General features: G+C 67.0%; 18 protein-coding genes. All 18 read right to left on the bottom strand.

Annotation, left to right across the window (positions count from 1 at the left end):
- Positions 1–3: 3 nt before the first annotated feature.
- Entirely contained in the window at positions 4–1,257 is a 1,254-nt protein-coding gene (locus tag FBY21_RS08235; RefSeq protein WP_409563810.1) for a phage late control D family protein, read from the bottom strand.
- An 8-nt stretch (positions 1,258–1,265) separates the two neighbouring features.
- On the bottom strand, positions 1,266–1,709 hold the full coding sequence (locus tag FBY21_RS08230) for a phage tail protein (protein WP_142010212.1): 444 nt from the start codon (positions 1,707–1,709) through the stop codon (positions 1,266–1,268).
- A 7-nt stretch (positions 1,710–1,716) separates the two neighbouring features.
- Positions 1,717–4,299, bottom strand: a complete 2,583-nt coding sequence (locus tag FBY21_RS08225) for a phage tail tape measure protein (protein ID WP_142010208.1) — start codon at positions 4,297–4,299, stop codon at positions 1,717–1,719.
- A complete protein-coding gene (locus tag FBY21_RS08220; RefSeq protein ID WP_107328453.1) occupies positions 4,289–4,408 on the bottom strand; it encodes a GpE family phage tail protein in 120 nt (39 codons plus the stop codon). Before FBY21_RS08220 ends, FBY21_RS08225 begins: the two co-directional genes overlap by 11 nt.
- Before the next feature lie 8 nt (positions 4,409–4,416).
- On the bottom strand, positions 4,417–4,713 hold the full coding sequence (locus FBY21_RS08215; protein WP_107328454.1) for a phage tail assembly protein: 297 nt from the start codon (positions 4,711–4,713) through the stop codon (positions 4,417–4,419).
- 44 nt (positions 4,714–4,757) lie between these two features.
- Complete coding sequence (locus FBY21_RS08210) at positions 4,758–5,273, bottom strand: phage major tail tube protein (RefSeq protein WP_142010205.1); 516 nt, start codon at positions 5,271–5,273, stop codon at positions 4,758–4,760.
- A gap of 45 nt (positions 5,274–5,318) precedes the next feature.
- Positions 5,319–6,506, bottom strand: coding sequence for a phage tail sheath protein (locus FBY21_RS08205; RefSeq protein WP_142010202.1), 1,188 nt, complete (start codon positions 6,504–6,506; stop codon positions 5,319–5,321).
- A gap of 127 nt (positions 6,507–6,633) precedes the next feature.
- Complete coding sequence (locus FBY21_RS29380) at positions 6,634–7,398, bottom strand: hypothetical protein (RefSeq protein WP_160158583.1); 765 nt, start codon at positions 7,396–7,398, stop codon at positions 6,634–6,636.
- Positions 7,399–7,466: 68 nt separating this feature from the next.
- Complete coding sequence (locus FBY21_RS29375; protein ID WP_160158582.1) at positions 7,467–8,054, bottom strand: phage tail protein; 588 nt, start codon at positions 8,052–8,054, stop codon at positions 7,467–7,469.
- A gap of 11 nt (positions 8,055–8,065) precedes the next feature.
- Positions 8,066–9,469, bottom strand: a complete 1,404-nt coding sequence (locus FBY21_RS29895; RefSeq protein WP_142010196.1) for a phage tail protein — start codon at positions 9,467–9,469, stop codon at positions 8,066–8,068.
- Positions 9,466–10,086: a phage tail protein I gene (locus tag FBY21_RS08190; RefSeq protein WP_174244721.1), complete on the bottom strand. Its 621-nt coding sequence runs from the start codon at positions 10,084–10,086 to the stop codon at positions 9,466–9,468. The genes FBY21_RS29895 and FBY21_RS08190 overlap by 4 nt, the downstream gene beginning before the upstream one ends.
- A complete protein-coding gene (locus tag FBY21_RS08185) occupies positions 10,083–10,982 on the bottom strand; it encodes a baseplate J/gp47 family protein (RefSeq protein ID WP_142010189.1) in 900 nt (299 codons plus the stop codon). Before FBY21_RS08185 ends, FBY21_RS08190 begins: the two co-directional genes overlap by 4 nt.
- Positions 10,979–11,323 carry a GPW/gp25 family protein gene (locus FBY21_RS08180; RefSeq protein WP_107331432.1) on the bottom strand — a complete coding sequence of 115 codons (345 nt, stop codon included), beginning with the start codon at positions 11,321–11,323 and terminating at the stop codon, positions 10,979–10,981. The genes FBY21_RS08185 and FBY21_RS08180 overlap by 4 nt, the downstream gene beginning before the upstream one ends.
- Positions 11,320–11,904, bottom strand: a complete 585-nt coding sequence (locus FBY21_RS08175) for a phage baseplate assembly protein V (protein ID WP_142010186.1) — start codon at positions 11,902–11,904, stop codon at positions 11,320–11,322. Before FBY21_RS08175 ends, FBY21_RS08180 begins: the two co-directional genes overlap by 4 nt.
- A gap of 95 nt (positions 11,905–11,999) precedes the next feature.
- Complete coding sequence (locus FBY21_RS08170; RefSeq protein ID WP_142010182.1) at positions 12,000–13,025, bottom strand: restriction endonuclease; 1,026 nt, start codon at positions 13,023–13,025, stop codon at positions 12,000–12,002.
- A gap of 152 nt (positions 13,026–13,177) precedes the next feature.
- Complete coding sequence (locus FBY21_RS08165) at positions 13,178–14,005, bottom strand: phage antirepressor N-terminal domain-containing protein (RefSeq protein ID WP_142010179.1); 828 nt, start codon at positions 14,003–14,005, stop codon at positions 13,178–13,180.
- A 13-nt stretch (positions 14,006–14,018) separates the two neighbouring features.
- Positions 14,019–14,165, bottom strand: a complete 147-nt coding sequence (locus FBY21_RS29370) for a hypothetical protein (protein WP_160158581.1) — start codon at positions 14,163–14,165, stop codon at positions 14,019–14,021.
- Entirely contained in the window at positions 14,162–14,377 is a 216-nt protein-coding gene (locus FBY21_RS08160; protein ID WP_111264494.1) for a hypothetical protein, read from the bottom strand. Before FBY21_RS08160 ends, FBY21_RS29370 begins: the two co-directional genes overlap by 4 nt.
- Positions 14,378–14,514 lie beyond the last annotated feature (137 nt).

Genomic DNA, 14,514 nt, shown 5'->3' with positions numbered 1-14,514 from the left:
AGATCAATAACTCTGCTGCAACTTGTTCCACTCCCTCTCCACCGCCCGCTTCGCATTCGCCTTGCTCGCATACAGGTGCCGCAGGCGTTTGGGCTTGCTCTGGTCGCCAGCGGTGACGCTGGCCTCCTTCCCCGTCTTCTTGTCCCGGTAGTAGGCGATCACGCCGCTGTAGTCGCCGGGCACTTCCTCGTACAGCGCGTCCACCAGGTCTTCGGGCAGTTTGCTCTCCAGCTCCAGGCTGGTGGTGTAGCCGCCGTCGGCGGTGAGGCTGTGCTGCACGTTGCCGCCGTGCCAGACGATGGCGTCGATCTCGTCCTTCACGCCCTGCAGGGTGTAGGTGAGTTCGGGGATGAGGTCCGGGCGGCCCTTGGCCAGGCTGTAGCTGAGGGTGGCGCTGCCGCGTTGCAGGCGGTTCCACTCGCTGCGGGCGGCGCGCAGGGCGCTGGCCTGGTCGCTGTAGGTGTGGCGCAGGTCCTTGAGGTTGTCGCCGCCGCCGGCGATGGCCTCCTCCTTCCTGGCGCTGTTGACGTTGTAGTAGTAGGCGCGCACGCCGTCGTAGGCCTCGCGGTCGGCCACCAGGTAGCGGTGCTGGTCGCCGTCGGCGCGGGTGAGGGTGATGTGGGGCAGCTCGGCGCCGCTGGCGGTCTTGCCACCGTTGCCGCCGAGGAACAGCAGCCTGCCCGCCTTCACCGTGGCCACGGCGTCATAGTCCTCGCCCAGGCGGGTGAGGAGGTTGGCGTCGGACTCGTTGGCCTGGTCCAGCTGCAGCACCGGCTGGGCGTCCAGGGCCTCGGCCACCACGGGCACCAGGCCCTGGCGCTGGGCGATCTGGCGGATCACCTCGCCCAGGGTGGTGCCGCTGTAGCTCAGCTCGCGCTTGACCTTGAGCTGCTTGCGCAGATCCGCGCTGCGGCCGCGGATGTTGAGCACGTCGGGCATGCCGCTGTGCTCGGTCTCGTCCACGGTGAAGGTGCCCTTGTCCACCAGGCCGGTATCGGTCCAGCCCAGCCACAGGCGCAGCACGGCGCCCTTGGGCGGGATGGCCAGCAGGCCGTCGTGGTCGCTGAGGCTGATGTCCAGCTGGTCCGCCTCCAGGCCCCGATTGTCGGTGAGGCTGAGGCTGATCAGGCGCGGGCTCACCTGCTGGGCGATGTCGAGGCCGTCCACGCTCAGGCGGAAGATGGGCGCGGGGTAGTCGTTGTCGCCCAGGGCGCTGCGGGCGGCGTCCCGCAGGATGCCCAGGGCGGCATCCACCAGGCCCTCGATCACAGCAGGATCCTCCGCAGGATGTTCACGCCCGTGGCGCTGGCGGCGCCGAGCAGGTCGGTGCGGCCGTCGTCCACCCGCGTCAGGCCCAGGCTGAACTCGATGCGGCGCGGGGTGCCGTCGGGGAAAAAGAGGCTGCGCGTTTCGCTCACCCGCTCGATCACCCACAGCCCAAGGATCCGCCCGCTGCCCTCCACCATGGGGTAGGCCTTGCCGGTGTTGGCCATCTCCCGCAGGGCGTCGAGGCTGAGCAGGCTGCCGGCCAGCTCGGGCAGCAGGATGCCGGGCAGGGTGAGGGTGTCGTCGCCCCGGCCGGCGAACTGCCGGGCCGGGTTTGTGCCCACCCGGCTGCTGCTGGGGTGGCGCCATTCGGTCTGCCGCTGCAGCTCCTGGTAGGCGAGGGTGGGCAGGCCGAACACGAACATGCCGAGGGCCATCATCATGGTGCGTTTACTCCCGGTCGCTCAGGCGGGAGCGCACCCGGGCGGCCTTGCTGCGCTCGCGCTCGTCGAGCAGTTGGTTGATCTGCTGCCGCAGGCCGGCCACATCGGTTCCGGGGGCAGCGTGGATGGTGATGTGGATGGTGTCGCCCTGGACGACGGTGCCGCCGCCCCCGGCAGCCTGGACCGGGGCACGGGTGTCCAGGCGGATGCCGCTGCCCATGCCCAGCATGCCGGCACCGGCGTCGGTGAGGCGCCGGGCGGTGCTGCTGATCTGCCCCAGCACGTCGCCCTCGCCACCGGCCAGGCCCTGCACCAGGCCGGCCATGGTGAAGCCGCCCAGGCTGGCGAACACCCGCGAGGGGCTGTGAATGCCGAGCTTCTCCTTGAACCAGGTGATGGTGCTGTCGGCGGCGCCGGTGATGCTGTCCTTCACGGCGGCCAGGCCGCTGGTGATGCCGTTGACCATGCCCTGCATGAGCATGCTGCCGAACTCGGTGAATTTGCCCGGCATCTCCACGCCGAAGTAGTTCATCACGGCGGCGAAGGCCCGGTAGAACAGGCCCAGGGGGCTGAAGTTGATGATGAGCTGGGTGATGCCGCCGATGCCGCCGTCGAAGCCGGCCTTGATCTCGGCCCACAGGCTCATCACGTAGGCCTTGATCGGGTCCCAGTACTTGTAGATCAGCAGTGCCGCCACGGCGATGGCGGTGATGGCCAGGCCGATGGGGTTCATCATCAGCGCGCGGCCGATCCACAGGATGGCCTGGCCGACGATGGGCAGTACGGTGCGGCCGAGGTTGAACAGCACGCTGGCCAGGCCGCCGCCCTTGATGCCCACCAGCATCATGGCGTAGCGGAACATGGCGAACGGCCCCAGCAGGGAGGCGATGCCCAGGGTGAGGGTGCCGAACACCGTGGCCAGGCCCGCCAGGCCCGCCACCACCTTGAGGATGGTGAAGGCCAGCTCGGGGTTGGCCTTCACCCAGGTGGTGACGCGCTCGAGGATGCGGTTGAAGCCTTCGATCAGGCGGATGATCGAAGGCCGCAGCGTTTCGCCCAGGGTGGCGGAGAGGTTGAAGGCGCGGTTCTGCGCCATCTGCAGGCGGGCCGAGAGAGATTCGGCGCGGATGTCCGCCTCGCGCTGCATGGAGCCCTTGGCCTTCTCCGAGTTGGCCAGGGCGAGCTGGCGGCGGTACTCGCCGACGTTGGCGGCGAGCTTGGCGGCGTCCTTGCCGTGCTCCTTGAGGAAGAGCTGGGTGGTGACGGTGCTCTGCTGCTCCTTGGGCAGTTTGTTGAGGGCATCGAGCACCTTGAGGATGGTGCCGGTGGCATCGCGGGACATGTCCGCCTGCACCTTCTTGGCCTCCAGGCCCAGGGCCTTGAGGCCGTCCTTGAAGCGCTTGGGCTGGATGCTGGCGTTGGAAAGCTCGCGGATCATGGCGTTGGTGGCGGTACCGGCCGTTTCAGCCGTGGCGCCCAGGCTGAGGAAGGTGCTGCCCAGGGCTGCCGCGTCCTTGAAGCTCATGCCCGCCGTGGCGGTGGCGCCGGCGGCGCGCTGCAGCACGTCGATGATGTCGCCGCCCTTCGACTGGGCGTTGTCGTCCAGGTAGTTGATGGCGTCGCCCAGCTGGTCGATGTTCTTGATGGGCAGCTTGTAGAGGTTGGCGATGCGCGCCAGGTCCTCGCCGATCTGGTCCGCCGGCAGCTCGAAAGCGGTGGCGGCGTTGGCGGCCACACCTGCGAACTTCAGCAGCTCATCCTTGCCCTGGATGCCCATGCGCGCCCCGCCTTCCACCAGGGCGGCCAGCTCCGTCGATGCCATGGGGATGCGCTCGGACATCGCCTTCAGCGCATCGCCCATTTCGTAGTAGGTCCTGGTGAGCTGGCCGGAGTCGTCTCGCGCGCCGTCCACCTGCTTGGCGACGCCGAGCATGGCGTCCTCGAAGGCGATGTACGTCTTGGCCACCCCCAGCACCGGGGCGCCCAGGGCGGCACCTGCAGCGGCGGAGCCGGCACCCACGCCGGCCATGCTGCCGGCCAGGGCCTGGGAGGCGTCGTACTGGCCACGTGCGGCGGCCAGGCGCTTCTGCTGGGTGGTGATGCGCTTGAGCCGCTCCTCCTGCTGGCCGATGGCGCGGGTGGTGGCGCTGATCTGCCCGCGCAGGTCGCGCTCGGCGCTGCCCAGCTTGCGGGTGTCGATGCCGGCGGCGGCCAGTTTGCTGCGCAGGCCCTGGAGCTGCACCTGGTTCTCGCCGTGCTGGCGTTTGAGGGCGGTGGCCTCGCGGATGGCGCTGCGCAGGTCGCGGGTCATCTGCCGGGTGGGCACGGTGGTGTTGGCCATCTCCCGGCTCAGGGCCTGCACGCGGGCGCGGGCGGCGCCCAGGGCGTGCTCGGTGTCCTGGGCGGCGCTGAACTGGGCGCGCCAGGCGGAGACGTCGCGCTGCTGGGCGTTGAGTTCCTTGAGGCGGTCGCGGGCGGCCTTCAGCTCGCGGGCGACGCCGACGGAGCCGCCCTGGATGCGCTTGAGCGGTGCGGTGACGCGGTCCAGCGCGGAGAGAATGACCTGGAGTTGCAACTGGTCAGCGGCCATCTGGCTGGCTCCGTAGCCGGGCGCGCTCGCGCCATTCGGTCAGTTCGGTGAGGGTGAGCCCGTCCATGTCGGCCGGGGCCCAGTGGAACACCACGGCGATGTCCGCCATGGCGTCCTCTACGCGGCGGGGGAGCTGTCCATCGCCGCCTTCGGCAGCAAAAAAGCCACCACCTTGGCGCCCAGGGCGAGCAGGTCGGCCGGGTCCAGGCCGCGCACCTCGTGGTCGGTAAGGGTGGGTACGCTGACGCGCGGGATGACCTTGATCAGGCTGTCCACGTCGAGCTGGACCAGCTCGGCCAGGTGCACGCCGCGCAGCTCGCCGGCGGTGGGTTTGCGCAGCTCGATCCTGGCGAAGGTGTGCTCGCCACGCTTGATGGGGGTTTCCAGCTCGACGCTGTTGGGGTTCGTGCTCATGGGGGATTCCTCGGGGTCGGGGCGCCCCGCGCGGGGCGCGGGGGTTACAGGCCCAGGGCCTGGCGCTGGGCTTCGAGCAGGTCCTTGCCGTCCACCTTCTCGATGAAATTGAGCAGGTCGATCTCGACCACTTCGGCGTTGTCGATGGTGAGCTTGTAGTAGCTGAGGGCGCTGGTGATCTTCACCTCGGTGTCTTCGCCCGGGGTGGCCTCGCCGCTGTCGATGGTCTCGTGCCGGCCGCGCACCTGGATCTCCACCGCCATGACCTGGCCGGTGTCGTCGCGCTGGTAGGCGCCGGCCCAGCGCAGGGGGATCGCGGCGGCGCCCACGGCGCCGTATTGCTTCAGCACCGCTACGTCGAGGCCGCCGAGGGTCCATTCGATCTGCAGGCCGTCGTCGCTGAAGCCGAGGTCCACCTTGACCGGGCCGTTCATGCCGCCGCCCCGGAAGGCCTCCATCTTGCGGGCGAGCACCGGCACGGTGACGGATTTGCAGACGCCGCCGTACGAGTTGCCGTCGACGTACAGCATCATGTTCTTGAGTTTGCTGGGCAGGGCCATGGGGGCGCTCTCCTACGGCGCGGCCAGATCCGCGCCGGACGTGGGTCAGGCGTTGATCTGGGCGGCGTAGTCGACCAGGTAGCGGTCGGTGATGCGCTGCTTGAAGGTGAGGTCCTCCAGCGGCGGCACGGGGGTGTAGTCGTAGTCGATGAACAGCTTGCCGGCCTTGAGGGTGTCCTTGTCGTTGGCCTCGGGGTCGTACCAGGCCTGGCCGTCAATGATGTAGCCGGCGGCCTTCAGCTCGCGGAGCTTGGCGTTGATGCCGGCGATGATGTCCTTGATCAGGCCCGGGGTCATGGGCTTGTCCACGGCCCAGAAGTGCGCCTCGGCCATGGTGTCGGCCAGCACCTGGGCGGTGCGGGTGTAGTTCTCGAAGGCGAAGAGCGGGTCTGCGGAGCAGGTGCGCGAGCCCCAGAAGCGGAAGCCGGCCTCCTGGATGAGGGTGGTGACCTCGTTGCTGTTGAGGTAGTTGGCGTCGGTGGCGGGGTTCTGCAGGTCCCACCAGACGTCGGCGCTGATGCCGGTGACGCCGTCCACGGCAACGTTGGAGAGCGTCTTGTGCCAGCCGATCTCCTGGTCGATCTTGGCCCGCAGGCCCAGGGCGATGGCCACCGCCGGGGCGGTGACGGTGGCGCTCTCGGTGGTGCTCCAGCGCTGGAAGTCGGGCCAGATCACCATGCACTCGCGGGCGCCGAAGTTGTTGCGGTAGGCGACAGCCTCTTCCTTGGTCTTGCAGCCGTGGGCGCTGAGGTAGGCGAAGGCGCGCAGGGACTGGGCGATGCTCACCAGGGCGGCGGCCACCTCCTGGCTGTCCAGCCCCGGCACCCCGAGGATGCGCGGCACCACGCCCAATCTTCCCTTGGCGGCCATCAATGCCTTCATGCCGGTGTACTTGCCGTCGGCGGTGGTGGTGCCGATGAGGTGGGACTTGAGCGAGGCGGCCTTCTGCGCCTCGGTCTCGCCGGTGCCGTCCGCCACGCGCACCACGATGGTCAGCGGCTTGGTCTGGTCGGCGATGGCCTGCAGGCTGGCGGCCAGGGTGCCCTGGGTGCCGGCCTTGCCGACAGCGGTCTGCACGTTGGTGATGAGCACCGGGGTGTCGAGGGGGAAGGTCGCGTTGTCGGCGTCCGCGCCGGTGCAGACCAGGCCGATGACGGCGGTGGGGATGGTGCGGATCGGGCGCGTGCCCTCGTTGATTTCGAGGACGCGCACACCGTGGAGGTAGTCGGCCATGGTCGGTGCCTGCGTTGTGGAATGACAGGGCACAGGCTGCCGCGCGCGCGACGGCGCGGCGAGCGGCGGGGGTTGTAGGGGAGGGGGTTACAGAGTGGGAACGCCCCGGCGGGCCGGGGCGTATCGGTCAGTGGGTCGCCAGCGCTGTCGTCGGCTCGGAGGTGGTTTCGTGCAGGCGCTGGAGGAACCAGATGCCCAGCTCCGAAATGCAATAGACCAGCCGGCCCGGCCTCATTGAGGCGAAGCGCTCGGCGGTACTCATTGCCTCGTTATCGACGAATGAGTCGTTGATCAGCCCCTTGGCGATCAGGTCGGATACGCAGAGTTCCAGCAGCTCAGTGCTCACGTTGGGCAGCCGGAGATCAATCGGGGTGCTGCGCGGGTAGCGCTTGCTGACGGTGAATGTCGCCTGCGGGCCGAGGGTGTTGTGAACCTTCAGCGCCTCTCTGAGCAGCATGATGTGGACGTCTTCCAGCTCACGAATCAGTTTCAGCGTCTGGGATACCTCGGTCCAGCTGGCGTTGGCGCTGTTCCAGGTATCAGCCAGCACCACGGCAAAGAGTTTGGCTTTCTCGGTGCTGGTGGTTTCCATCAGCGCGTTGATGCTCTGGTGCAGCGCGGCGACGAATTCTTCTGAGCCTGGTTGGAGCAGGTTGCTGTCGATTTTTCGCTGCAGCTCTTCGATCAGCCGTTCCAGGCGCTCAAGGGCGTAGTCGTTGGCGTGCTTGGAGATCAGGCGATCCACCCCGCCCATGCCGAAGGCATTCAAGAACCACACGAAGTAGGGCAGCAGCACAAAGTCTTCGTACTTCTTGCAGAACACCTGCATGCGGGTAGGTTGCTTCTGCTTGCTGGGCAGCCTGGTGCGGCTCTTGGGCTTGCGTGAACTCATAACGGCTCCTTGTTGTTGAGAGGCGGCGCCGATGCTAATAGCCGTAACTGATTGACTGCAAATGGCTATCACGTTGCCTCGGTACCTTTGCCTCTCCCCTGTACGGCGGCTTCGATGGCGGCAACGGTCTCGGCAGCAATCTCCTCGGCCTGGGCGCTGTCGCCTTCCGCCATGGCCTGGCGGATCAGCTCCTTGGCCTGCAGGCGTGTCTCGCGGATCTGGTACAGCGCTTCGGTGTAGGCGGCGGCCTCGGCCAGGATGCTGTCGGCAGCCTGGCGCGGGGTGCGCCCGTTGATGGCCCAGGCGGCAACGCTGCGCGGTACCTCGCCCTGGTAGTCGGCGGCGGCGAAGGCCTCGGCCTCGGCGGCGGCGCGCTCGTACTCCACGGCGCGCAGGGGGTCGCCGGCCACGGTGCGGCGGGCCGCGTCGGCGGCGGTGTCGATGCGGGCGCACAAAGCGCCGGCACTGGGCTGAAGGGCAGGCGGAACGACCAGGATAGGGAGTCCTTCGGCGTCATGTGACCTCACCATGCCGGGCTGCGGGTTGGCGATGACGGCGAGGTAACGGTCTTCGGGGATCGGGACGGCCCCGGCGGGGATTTGGTGAACTCCCTGCAGGTAGGTGTTTCCGGTTTCCTGGCTGTAGAAGCGTTGCATGGTGCTCTCCGTTAATAGCCGATGGCGATCCAGGTGGCAGGGAAATTTGCGGCGCCGCCGTTGTAGACCCACTGGTTTTCGATCATGAAATTCGACTTCGTGAGCTTTGCCACTCCATATGATTGGCAGTGGTCGAGTGTTGTGTCGTTGCTCTTGTAGTTTGCGAGTGCGACCAGGCAAGCCGTCGGGAACTCAATCGGATAGCTGACAGTGACGCGGCTGTCATAGGTAATCACCGAAGAGAGCCCCCACTGCAGGACGAGGCCGCCCAGCCACGAAGGGAACATGACGTAGCCATTGGCTGCGAGGCTGATGGCGAATCCCCAGCGCAGTTTCTTCGGGGTGACGGCCACGTCGTCCAGGGCGCCGGCGTTCACTTCGGCCTGAGTGCCGACCCGCAGCACGCCGCGCAGCAGCTCGGTGGCCGAAGCTGCAGCAGAGCGCATGGCCTGGAACACACGCAGGGCCGTCATGCGGCGGACGTTGTTGGTGCCGGTCTCGGCGTCGGCCTGAGTGGCGTTCAGGGCGGCCGTCAGCTCGAAGGTGAGCGCGGTGGAGCCGAGCACGATGGGGCCGTTGGTGGTGAGTTCCCACACGGTGTCCGCCAGCACGGTTCCGGCCTCGATGGTGACCAGCATCCCAGGCGTCACCATGCTGGAGGCGTCGGCATCGGTCGCCCGGGCCCAGGCGCCGGCGGCTGCCACATACAGGCCGTTGCTGGCGCCGGCTGCCTGGTCCTTCACCAGTATCCGATCCCCCGCGATCAGCGCGGTGGCCCAGTCGCCACCGGCCTGGGTCGCGAGCCCGTTGAGGTTGATGGCGGCGGTGGTGGTGTACAGCGCGCTCTGCTTGCTGTCGCGGCTGTTCATTTCGGCGGCGATCATCGCCGCGACCTCTGACTCGGTGGTGTACTGCGGGTGCGGGTCGGCGGCACCCTGGTGGCTGGTGACGGCGGTATCCACGTAGGCCCGTGTCGCCAGCACCACGCTGGGGTCGATCTTCAGCTCCACGGCGCTGGTACTGCTCACCACCAGCACCATGCGCAGCACCTGGGTGCGACCGCTGCCCTCGGCCAGCTGCGGCTTGTAGCTGGGCGGGCAGTTGGCCACGGCCACCAGGGCGCCGGCGGCGTCGTACAGGCCCAGCTCGCGGATCCACCAGCCGCCGACCGTCTCGGGGATGACCAGCTCGGCGATGACCTGGCTGGCGTTGGCCGGGTCCACCTGCAGGGTGTTGAGGTTGGCCCGGTAGGTCTCGCGCGCCAGGGCCGTCTGGGTGCGGTCCGGGTTAGGCAGGCTGCCGTTGCCGTCGCCGACGGCCATGTCGCTGATCTGCAGGGGCTGGTTGAGGGCGGCGGCGTTGGCCAGCTTGGCCTCGCCGAGGGCGGTGAGGATGGCGTAGTAGGTCTGGCTCATGGGTATACGCTCAGGGTGTCGATGAGGTGGGAGGTCCCGCCGGCCACCAGCGTGGGGCTGCTGACCTCGATGGGGCCGGGGGCGTAGGGGTAGACGGTGAGGGTTTCGCCATCCAGCACCGCCGCGCCAAGGGCAACGGCGCCGCGTGCTTCCAGGCTGATGGCCAGGCCGGTGAGGTGCCGGCTCAGGGGCTTGGCGTCGTCGATCAGCAGCGTGAGGGATTCGTACATGGCCTCGGTGATGCCGGAGTCCAGCACGCCGATGTCCAGCGCGAAGGTGCCGCGCGGGCCTGCTGGCGTGGTCTGCCACCACTCGGTGACGCGGATCAGGTAGCCCAGCGGCTCCACCACCCGGCGCAGGGCACCGATGGTGCCCTTGTGGGCGTGCACGAACCACGCGGAGCGGATCACCTGGCGCTTGGTGGCCTCGCTCCAGCCGGCTTCCCAGCGGTCCACGGAGAACGCCCAGGCCAGGTAGGGCAGCAAGGCCACCGGGCAGCGCTCGGGGCTCACCAGGTCGCGGATGGGCACCGGGACCCGCTCGATCTCGGCCAGGGCCTGGGTGGCGAGGCGCTCCAGGGCGGTGGCGTTGCCGGGCAGCAGCGGGCGGGCCATCACAGTGACGCCAGGCTGAGGTGGATGCCGGTGCAGTACCCGGCCTGGTAGGCCATGGGCACGATGTCGGCCCAGCCGTTGAGCTGCACCTTGCGCACCCCCTCCACGTGCAACGCGGCATGCACGGCCGAGGCGGAAACCTCCACCCCCAGGCGCCGGCGGGCGTTGACCAGGGCCCGGCAACGGGCCTCGGCCGCCGCCAGGATGGGCTCGGCCTCGGGGCCGGTGCTGGCCAGGTAGAGGGTGGCGGTGACGCTGTAGGGGAGGATCTGCGCGCCTTGCACGGTGACGCGGTCGGCCACCGGGCGCACGTCCTCGTCGGAGAGGGCGGCGAGCACCCCCGCCAGCAGGTCCGCCGGGGCGCTGCCGTCGCCGGCCAGGGCCTGCACGGTGACCACCACCTCGGCCGGGGCCGGGCTCACGGCGGTGGCATCGGCCACCCGGCCGTCGGCGCTGCGGGCGTGGTAGACGTAGGCGTTGCGCGGGCCGGCGGTGCTCAGGCCCTCGAAGGCCATCTGCGCGCGCTCGCGCAGGGCGTCGTCACCCTCCATCACCGCCGGGGCCTGGTCGGTGGCGGGCGTCACCACCAGGCGGCGCACGTTGTAGTTGGCGGCCACCTGGTCCAGGTCGGCGCCCCGGGCCTTGGCCAGCAGGGTGGCCAGGGCGGCCTCGTTGACCCGCTGCCGCCAGACCAGTTCGCGGTAGGCGTTCTCCTGCAGCAGCTTGTTGAGCGGGTCGGACTCCAGCGCCATGCGCGCGGCGATCTCCGCGCGCTCGGCCTCGGGCCACAGGGCCAGCAGCGCGGCCTTGCGCTGCTCCAGGATCTGCTCGTAGTCCAGCTGCTCCACCACCTTGGGGTCGGGCAGTTGGGCCAGGTCGATGGGGGTAAAGGTCTTCATGCCACGGCCCCCAGGTTGAGCGGCACGCTCAGGCTGCCGGCGTCCAGGCTTTCCCGGTCGGTGATCTCCAGTTCCAGCACGTACTGCCCGGCCTGGCTGAGCTGGGTGAGCTGCACGCGGTCCACGCGCACGCGCGGCTCCCAGCGCATGAGGGCCATGGCGATGGCGGCGTAGCAGCGCAGCAGGGTGGCGGCGTTGCCGGGCTGGTCGATCAGGTCCACCAGCAGGCAGCCGTACTCCCGGCGCTGCACGCGGCTGCCGATGCGGGTGGTGACGATGTCGCCGATGCTCTGGCGGATGTGCTCGCGCCGGCTGATGGCGGCCCCGGTGTGGCGGTTCATAGCGGCGGGCTCGTGGGGGCGCCCAGGTTGCCCAGGTGCACGTGGTTGACCAGGCTCACGCCGGCGGCGACCACGTCGGCGCTCACGGTGACGGTGCCGGCAACGTTCTGGCTGCCGGCCTGGGTGTAGTCCCCGGTCTGGGTGTAGTTGCCCTGGTGGGTGATGTCGCCGGTGATGCTGATGCCGCCGGTGCTCACCAGCTCGGTGCTGCCGCCAGCCGGCAGGATGGCGCGCAGGTGGTGGGCGGCGCTGTCGTACTCGATCACCGCGCCGTCGCGGTAGGTGATGCGCTGCAGGGCGGGGCGGTCGCCATTGGCGGGCATGGCCGTACTGAACAGGCCGCAGAGCACCACGCCCTGGGCCGTCTGCCCCGAGGGGCTGAGCACCAGGACCTGCTCGCCCGGGGTGGGCGGGTTCCACTCCCGGTCGGCCCCGGCGCGAGGGGCCAGCCAGGGCAGCCAGCCGGTGAGCAGTTGCCCGCTCTGCACCCGCACCCGCGCAGCGGCATGGTCCACCTCGGCGACGGTGCCGAGGCGGATGAGGTTTTCCAGCAGGCGGGCGAGGGTGGCGAAGTTGTTCATGCCGCCTAGGATGGCGGCATCGTCAGCTTTGAACAGCTAAGCCAAATTGTAGCGACTCGCTTTACATACAGAGTTAATAGATGAGGCTAGTAGTGTCAGCGAGGGAGCTTCATTAGGAATTCATCTACCAGGTCAAATAGATAGTCCGAAGGCTCGCGCCCAGTCTCCTTTAATTTGAGCATCTCTTGGAGGTTTTCGTCACTCAAAATCAAAATCAGTTTTCCATTCTCTCTCATCGCGCCCTGTGCCATTTTTATTGCGCTGCTGGAAGCCCCTTTTCGCGCGCAGATTATTGCAAAAGTTCGTAGTCCGTTTCGATAAAGATATTTTTCGGTCGTTAAGACTTGTCCTTGATCAATTTCGCTCGAATAGTTTTTGAATTCTAAAACAAGATAGCGGCTGTTGATGTTGTGAAGAATGAATTCCCAAAATAGCGAGACGCCCTTTATTCGGCAGACGCAGTCATATCTATTCAGGTCGTCAGAAGTAGTTGCTTGAGTCAGCCAGCCGGCTAAGTCATTTTCAAATAGATATTTGAATATTTCTGTTCCCAGATCCTCAAAGGCTTGGGCGGACTCTCTGCCAAAAGGGAGTTTTCTTAAGTCTTCCGAAAGCTCTTTGGCTCTCGAGGTGGGCTCAGGGTCAGGCTCGAAAAATGGCTCTAGCGAGATAGGCCCTGAAGCAACTCCAGAGGATGCGAGAGTTTCGGGTAGTTCGCTGGCTCCGATCTCAAGTAGCGATATTAATTCATCATAAAATTCAGGGTGTTCAGTTGCGACTTTAAGAAGCTTTGTCCTGTCCCAAACAGTGATAAGGAACGGTGGGTGGGACGGAGTTGAGTTTCCAATATGGCTCGTGGTTACAAGTACGCCCCTTTCCAATCCCGCATGGGCCATGCCGTTTCTCAGGGTGCGTATGGCATTCTTTAAGATGCTTTCGGAGACTCTGGGGGCACGATAAAACCTAATTTGAATTCCAATCTTTTCTTGCCCCTGAGCGGCAATCATATCCAGTCCGGTGTCTGGAGTTCCTGAGTTGCTAACTGGAGTGACCGTAAATCCTAGTTTATGTAGCATTCGCCCCACTAGATTCTCAAAGTCACTGTAAGGCTTGTATTGCATAACTCTCTCCTTGTTGTGCTTGGGTTTTTCAATGGTGGGCAGTTGTAAGGTGAGGCAATTTAAATAGGTATGCTTTTTATCATGCTCGCTTTAAGAGCAGGCTGTTAGCGTGTAGCGCAGCACTTTTTGTTTGCCCAAATGGCGCCTCTACTTCAATTCGGACTCTCAAACACCCAGCACCGCAGTGTCTTGCCCGTGAGCCGGCTGGCCAGGGGGTGGTTCTTGTGCAGGCAGCGGGGCGTCGGGCTGTGCCAGAGCGCGGTGCGCAGGGCGTTGTCCAGGCGCAGGGGTTGGCCGTGCTCGAGGAACAGGCGGGCCAGCTCGGGGAGGTTGACGGCCAGCAGGTCGGGCGTGCGGGCGTGGTTGTAGGCCACGCCTTTGGCGTCCAGGGCCGCGAGGGCAGCCCAGAAGGGGGCGAGCAGGTCGGGCACGGCCGGGGTGGCCTGGCCGATGCTGTCGATGGGCGGGGTGGGCAGCCCCATGGCGCGGGACACTTCGTCGAGCTGCTGGTGGATCATCTGCCGCATGCCGGCATCGCGGGTGCGCAGCAGTTCCTTGCCCAGGGCGAGGCGGTGGCGGGAGAGGGCGATGCGCTGGGTGGCCGGCTGTGTCCCTGGGCGGGTGGCGCTGCCCTTGGTCCAGTAGTCCCACAGGGCGTCGTCGCATTCGTTCTGGTAGCGGACGATCTTGTCGCGTAGCTCGGGGCTTACCCTGCTGGGAGCGATCCCCATGAGCCAAGCTGCCAGTTTGCGCAACGGAAGGCACACAGCCTCCTGCATCCCGCCCAGTGAAGGTGTTGCGATGATCACAACACCCCAGCGCTCTGGATTGGACTTCAGCTTGGTGTACTGGCTGGCCCAGTTGAGGCCCATGTTTTCGACGATGGCCCGCATCGCCACATAGGGCTCGTTGTCCTGCCCGATCAGCACGACGGTGTCTTCATAGAACGGAACCGGGATCAGTTGCTGCGCGGTGCTCATGACGGTCTCCTTGTCAGGCGGCGGGGTGCTGGGCCAGGGCTGCCACGGCACGCAGGATGAAGCGGCGGTCAGCTTCGGCCAGATGGCGCAGGTGCTGCAACAGGGCGCGCTCGTCTCGGGGCAGCAGGCAGAGGGCGAGCAGGTGGCGGAGGCGGCTCATGCGCGTGCCCTCCCGGTCCGGTGCTCGCTGCTGGCGATCACCGCATCGAGCTGTTCGGCCAGCAGGCCATAGGCGCTGCCCAGCAGTTCGGGCTCAAGGGGGCCTTGCTTGTCGGCTTCGGAGAGGTACTGGAGGAGGCGCAGAACGTTGCGGGCGCGGTGGAGCTTGAACTGATCGTCTTCGGTGAGGCCGTAGGGGCGCTTCTCGGACATGGTGGAACTCCTGTACTGGTTGGAGTTCGCCACCGCCTGCGGCCAAGCAGGGGAGGGTGACGAACCGTACGCGGGTTGGCCGACCGGGGTACAGGGTCCCGGCACACCCGAAGGTGTCCCACGCACGGCCCGCCATA

It is taken from the genome of Pseudomonas sp. SLBN-26, assembly GCF_006715895.1.
Classification (GTDB): domain Bacteria; phylum Pseudomonadota; class Gammaproteobacteria; order Pseudomonadales; family Pseudomonadaceae; genus Metapseudomonas; species Metapseudomonas otitidis.
Note: the sequence above shows the minus strand (reverse complement) of the source record. Positions and strands in the feature narration are given on the sequence as shown.

Coding starts and splice junctions, on each gene's coding strand:
- FBY21_RS08230 (WP_142010212.1), bottom strand. CDS start 1,709: ATGATGATGGCCCTCGGCATGTTCGTGTTCGGCCTGCCCACCCTCGCC.
- FBY21_RS08225 (WP_142010208.1), bottom strand. CDS start 4,299: ATGGCCGCTGACCAGTTGCAACTCCAGGTCATTCTCTCCGCGCTGGAC.
- FBY21_RS08220 (WP_107328453.1), bottom strand. CDS start 4,408: ATGGCGGACATCGCCGTGGTGTTCCACTGGGCCCCGGCCGACATGGAC.
- FBY21_RS08215 (WP_107328454.1), bottom strand. CDS start 4,713: ATGAGCACGAACCCCAACAGCGTCGAGCTGGAAACCCCCATCAAGCGT.
- FBY21_RS08210 (WP_142010205.1), bottom strand. CDS start 5,273: ATGGCCCTGCCCAGCAAACTCAAGAACATGATGCTGTACGTCGACGGC.
- FBY21_RS08205 (WP_142010202.1), bottom strand. CDS start 6,506: ATGGCCGACTACCTCCACGGTGTGCGCGTCCTCGAAATCAACGAGGGC.
- FBY21_RS29380 (WP_160158583.1), bottom strand. CDS start 7,398: ATGAGTTCACGCAAGCCCAAGAGCCGCACCAGGCTGCCCAGCAAGCAG.
- FBY21_RS29375 (WP_160158582.1), bottom strand. CDS start 8,054: ATGCAACGCTTCTACAGCCAGGAAACCGGAAACACCTACCTGCAGGGA.
- FBY21_RS29895 (WP_142010196.1), bottom strand. CDS start 9,469: ATGAGCCAGACCTACTACGCCATCCTCACCGCCCTCGGCGAGGCCAAG.
- FBY21_RS08185 (WP_142010189.1), bottom strand. CDS start 10,982: ATGAAGACCTTTACCCCCATCGACCTGGCCCAACTGCCCGACCCCAAG.
- FBY21_RS08180 (WP_107331432.1), bottom strand. CDS start 11,323: ATGAACCGCCACACCGGGGCCGCCATCAGCCGGCGCGAGCACATCCGC.
- FBY21_RS08175 (WP_142010186.1), bottom strand. CDS start 11,904: ATGAACAACTTCGCCACCCTCGCCCGCCTGCTGGAAAACCTCATCCGC.
- FBY21_RS08170 (WP_142010182.1), bottom strand. CDS start 13,025: ATGCAATACAAGCCTTACAGTGACTTTGAGAATCTAGTGGGGCGAATG.
- FBY21_RS08165 (WP_142010179.1), bottom strand. CDS start 14,005: ATGAGCACCGCGCAGCAACTGATCCCGGTTCCGTTCTATGAAGACACC.
- FBY21_RS29370 (WP_160158581.1), bottom strand. CDS start 14,165: ATGAGCCGCCTCCGCCACCTGCTCGCCCTCTGCCTGCTGCCCCGAGAC.
- FBY21_RS08160 (WP_111264494.1), bottom strand. CDS start 14,377: ATGTCCGAGAAGCGCCCCTACGGCCTCACCGAAGACGATCAGTTCAAG.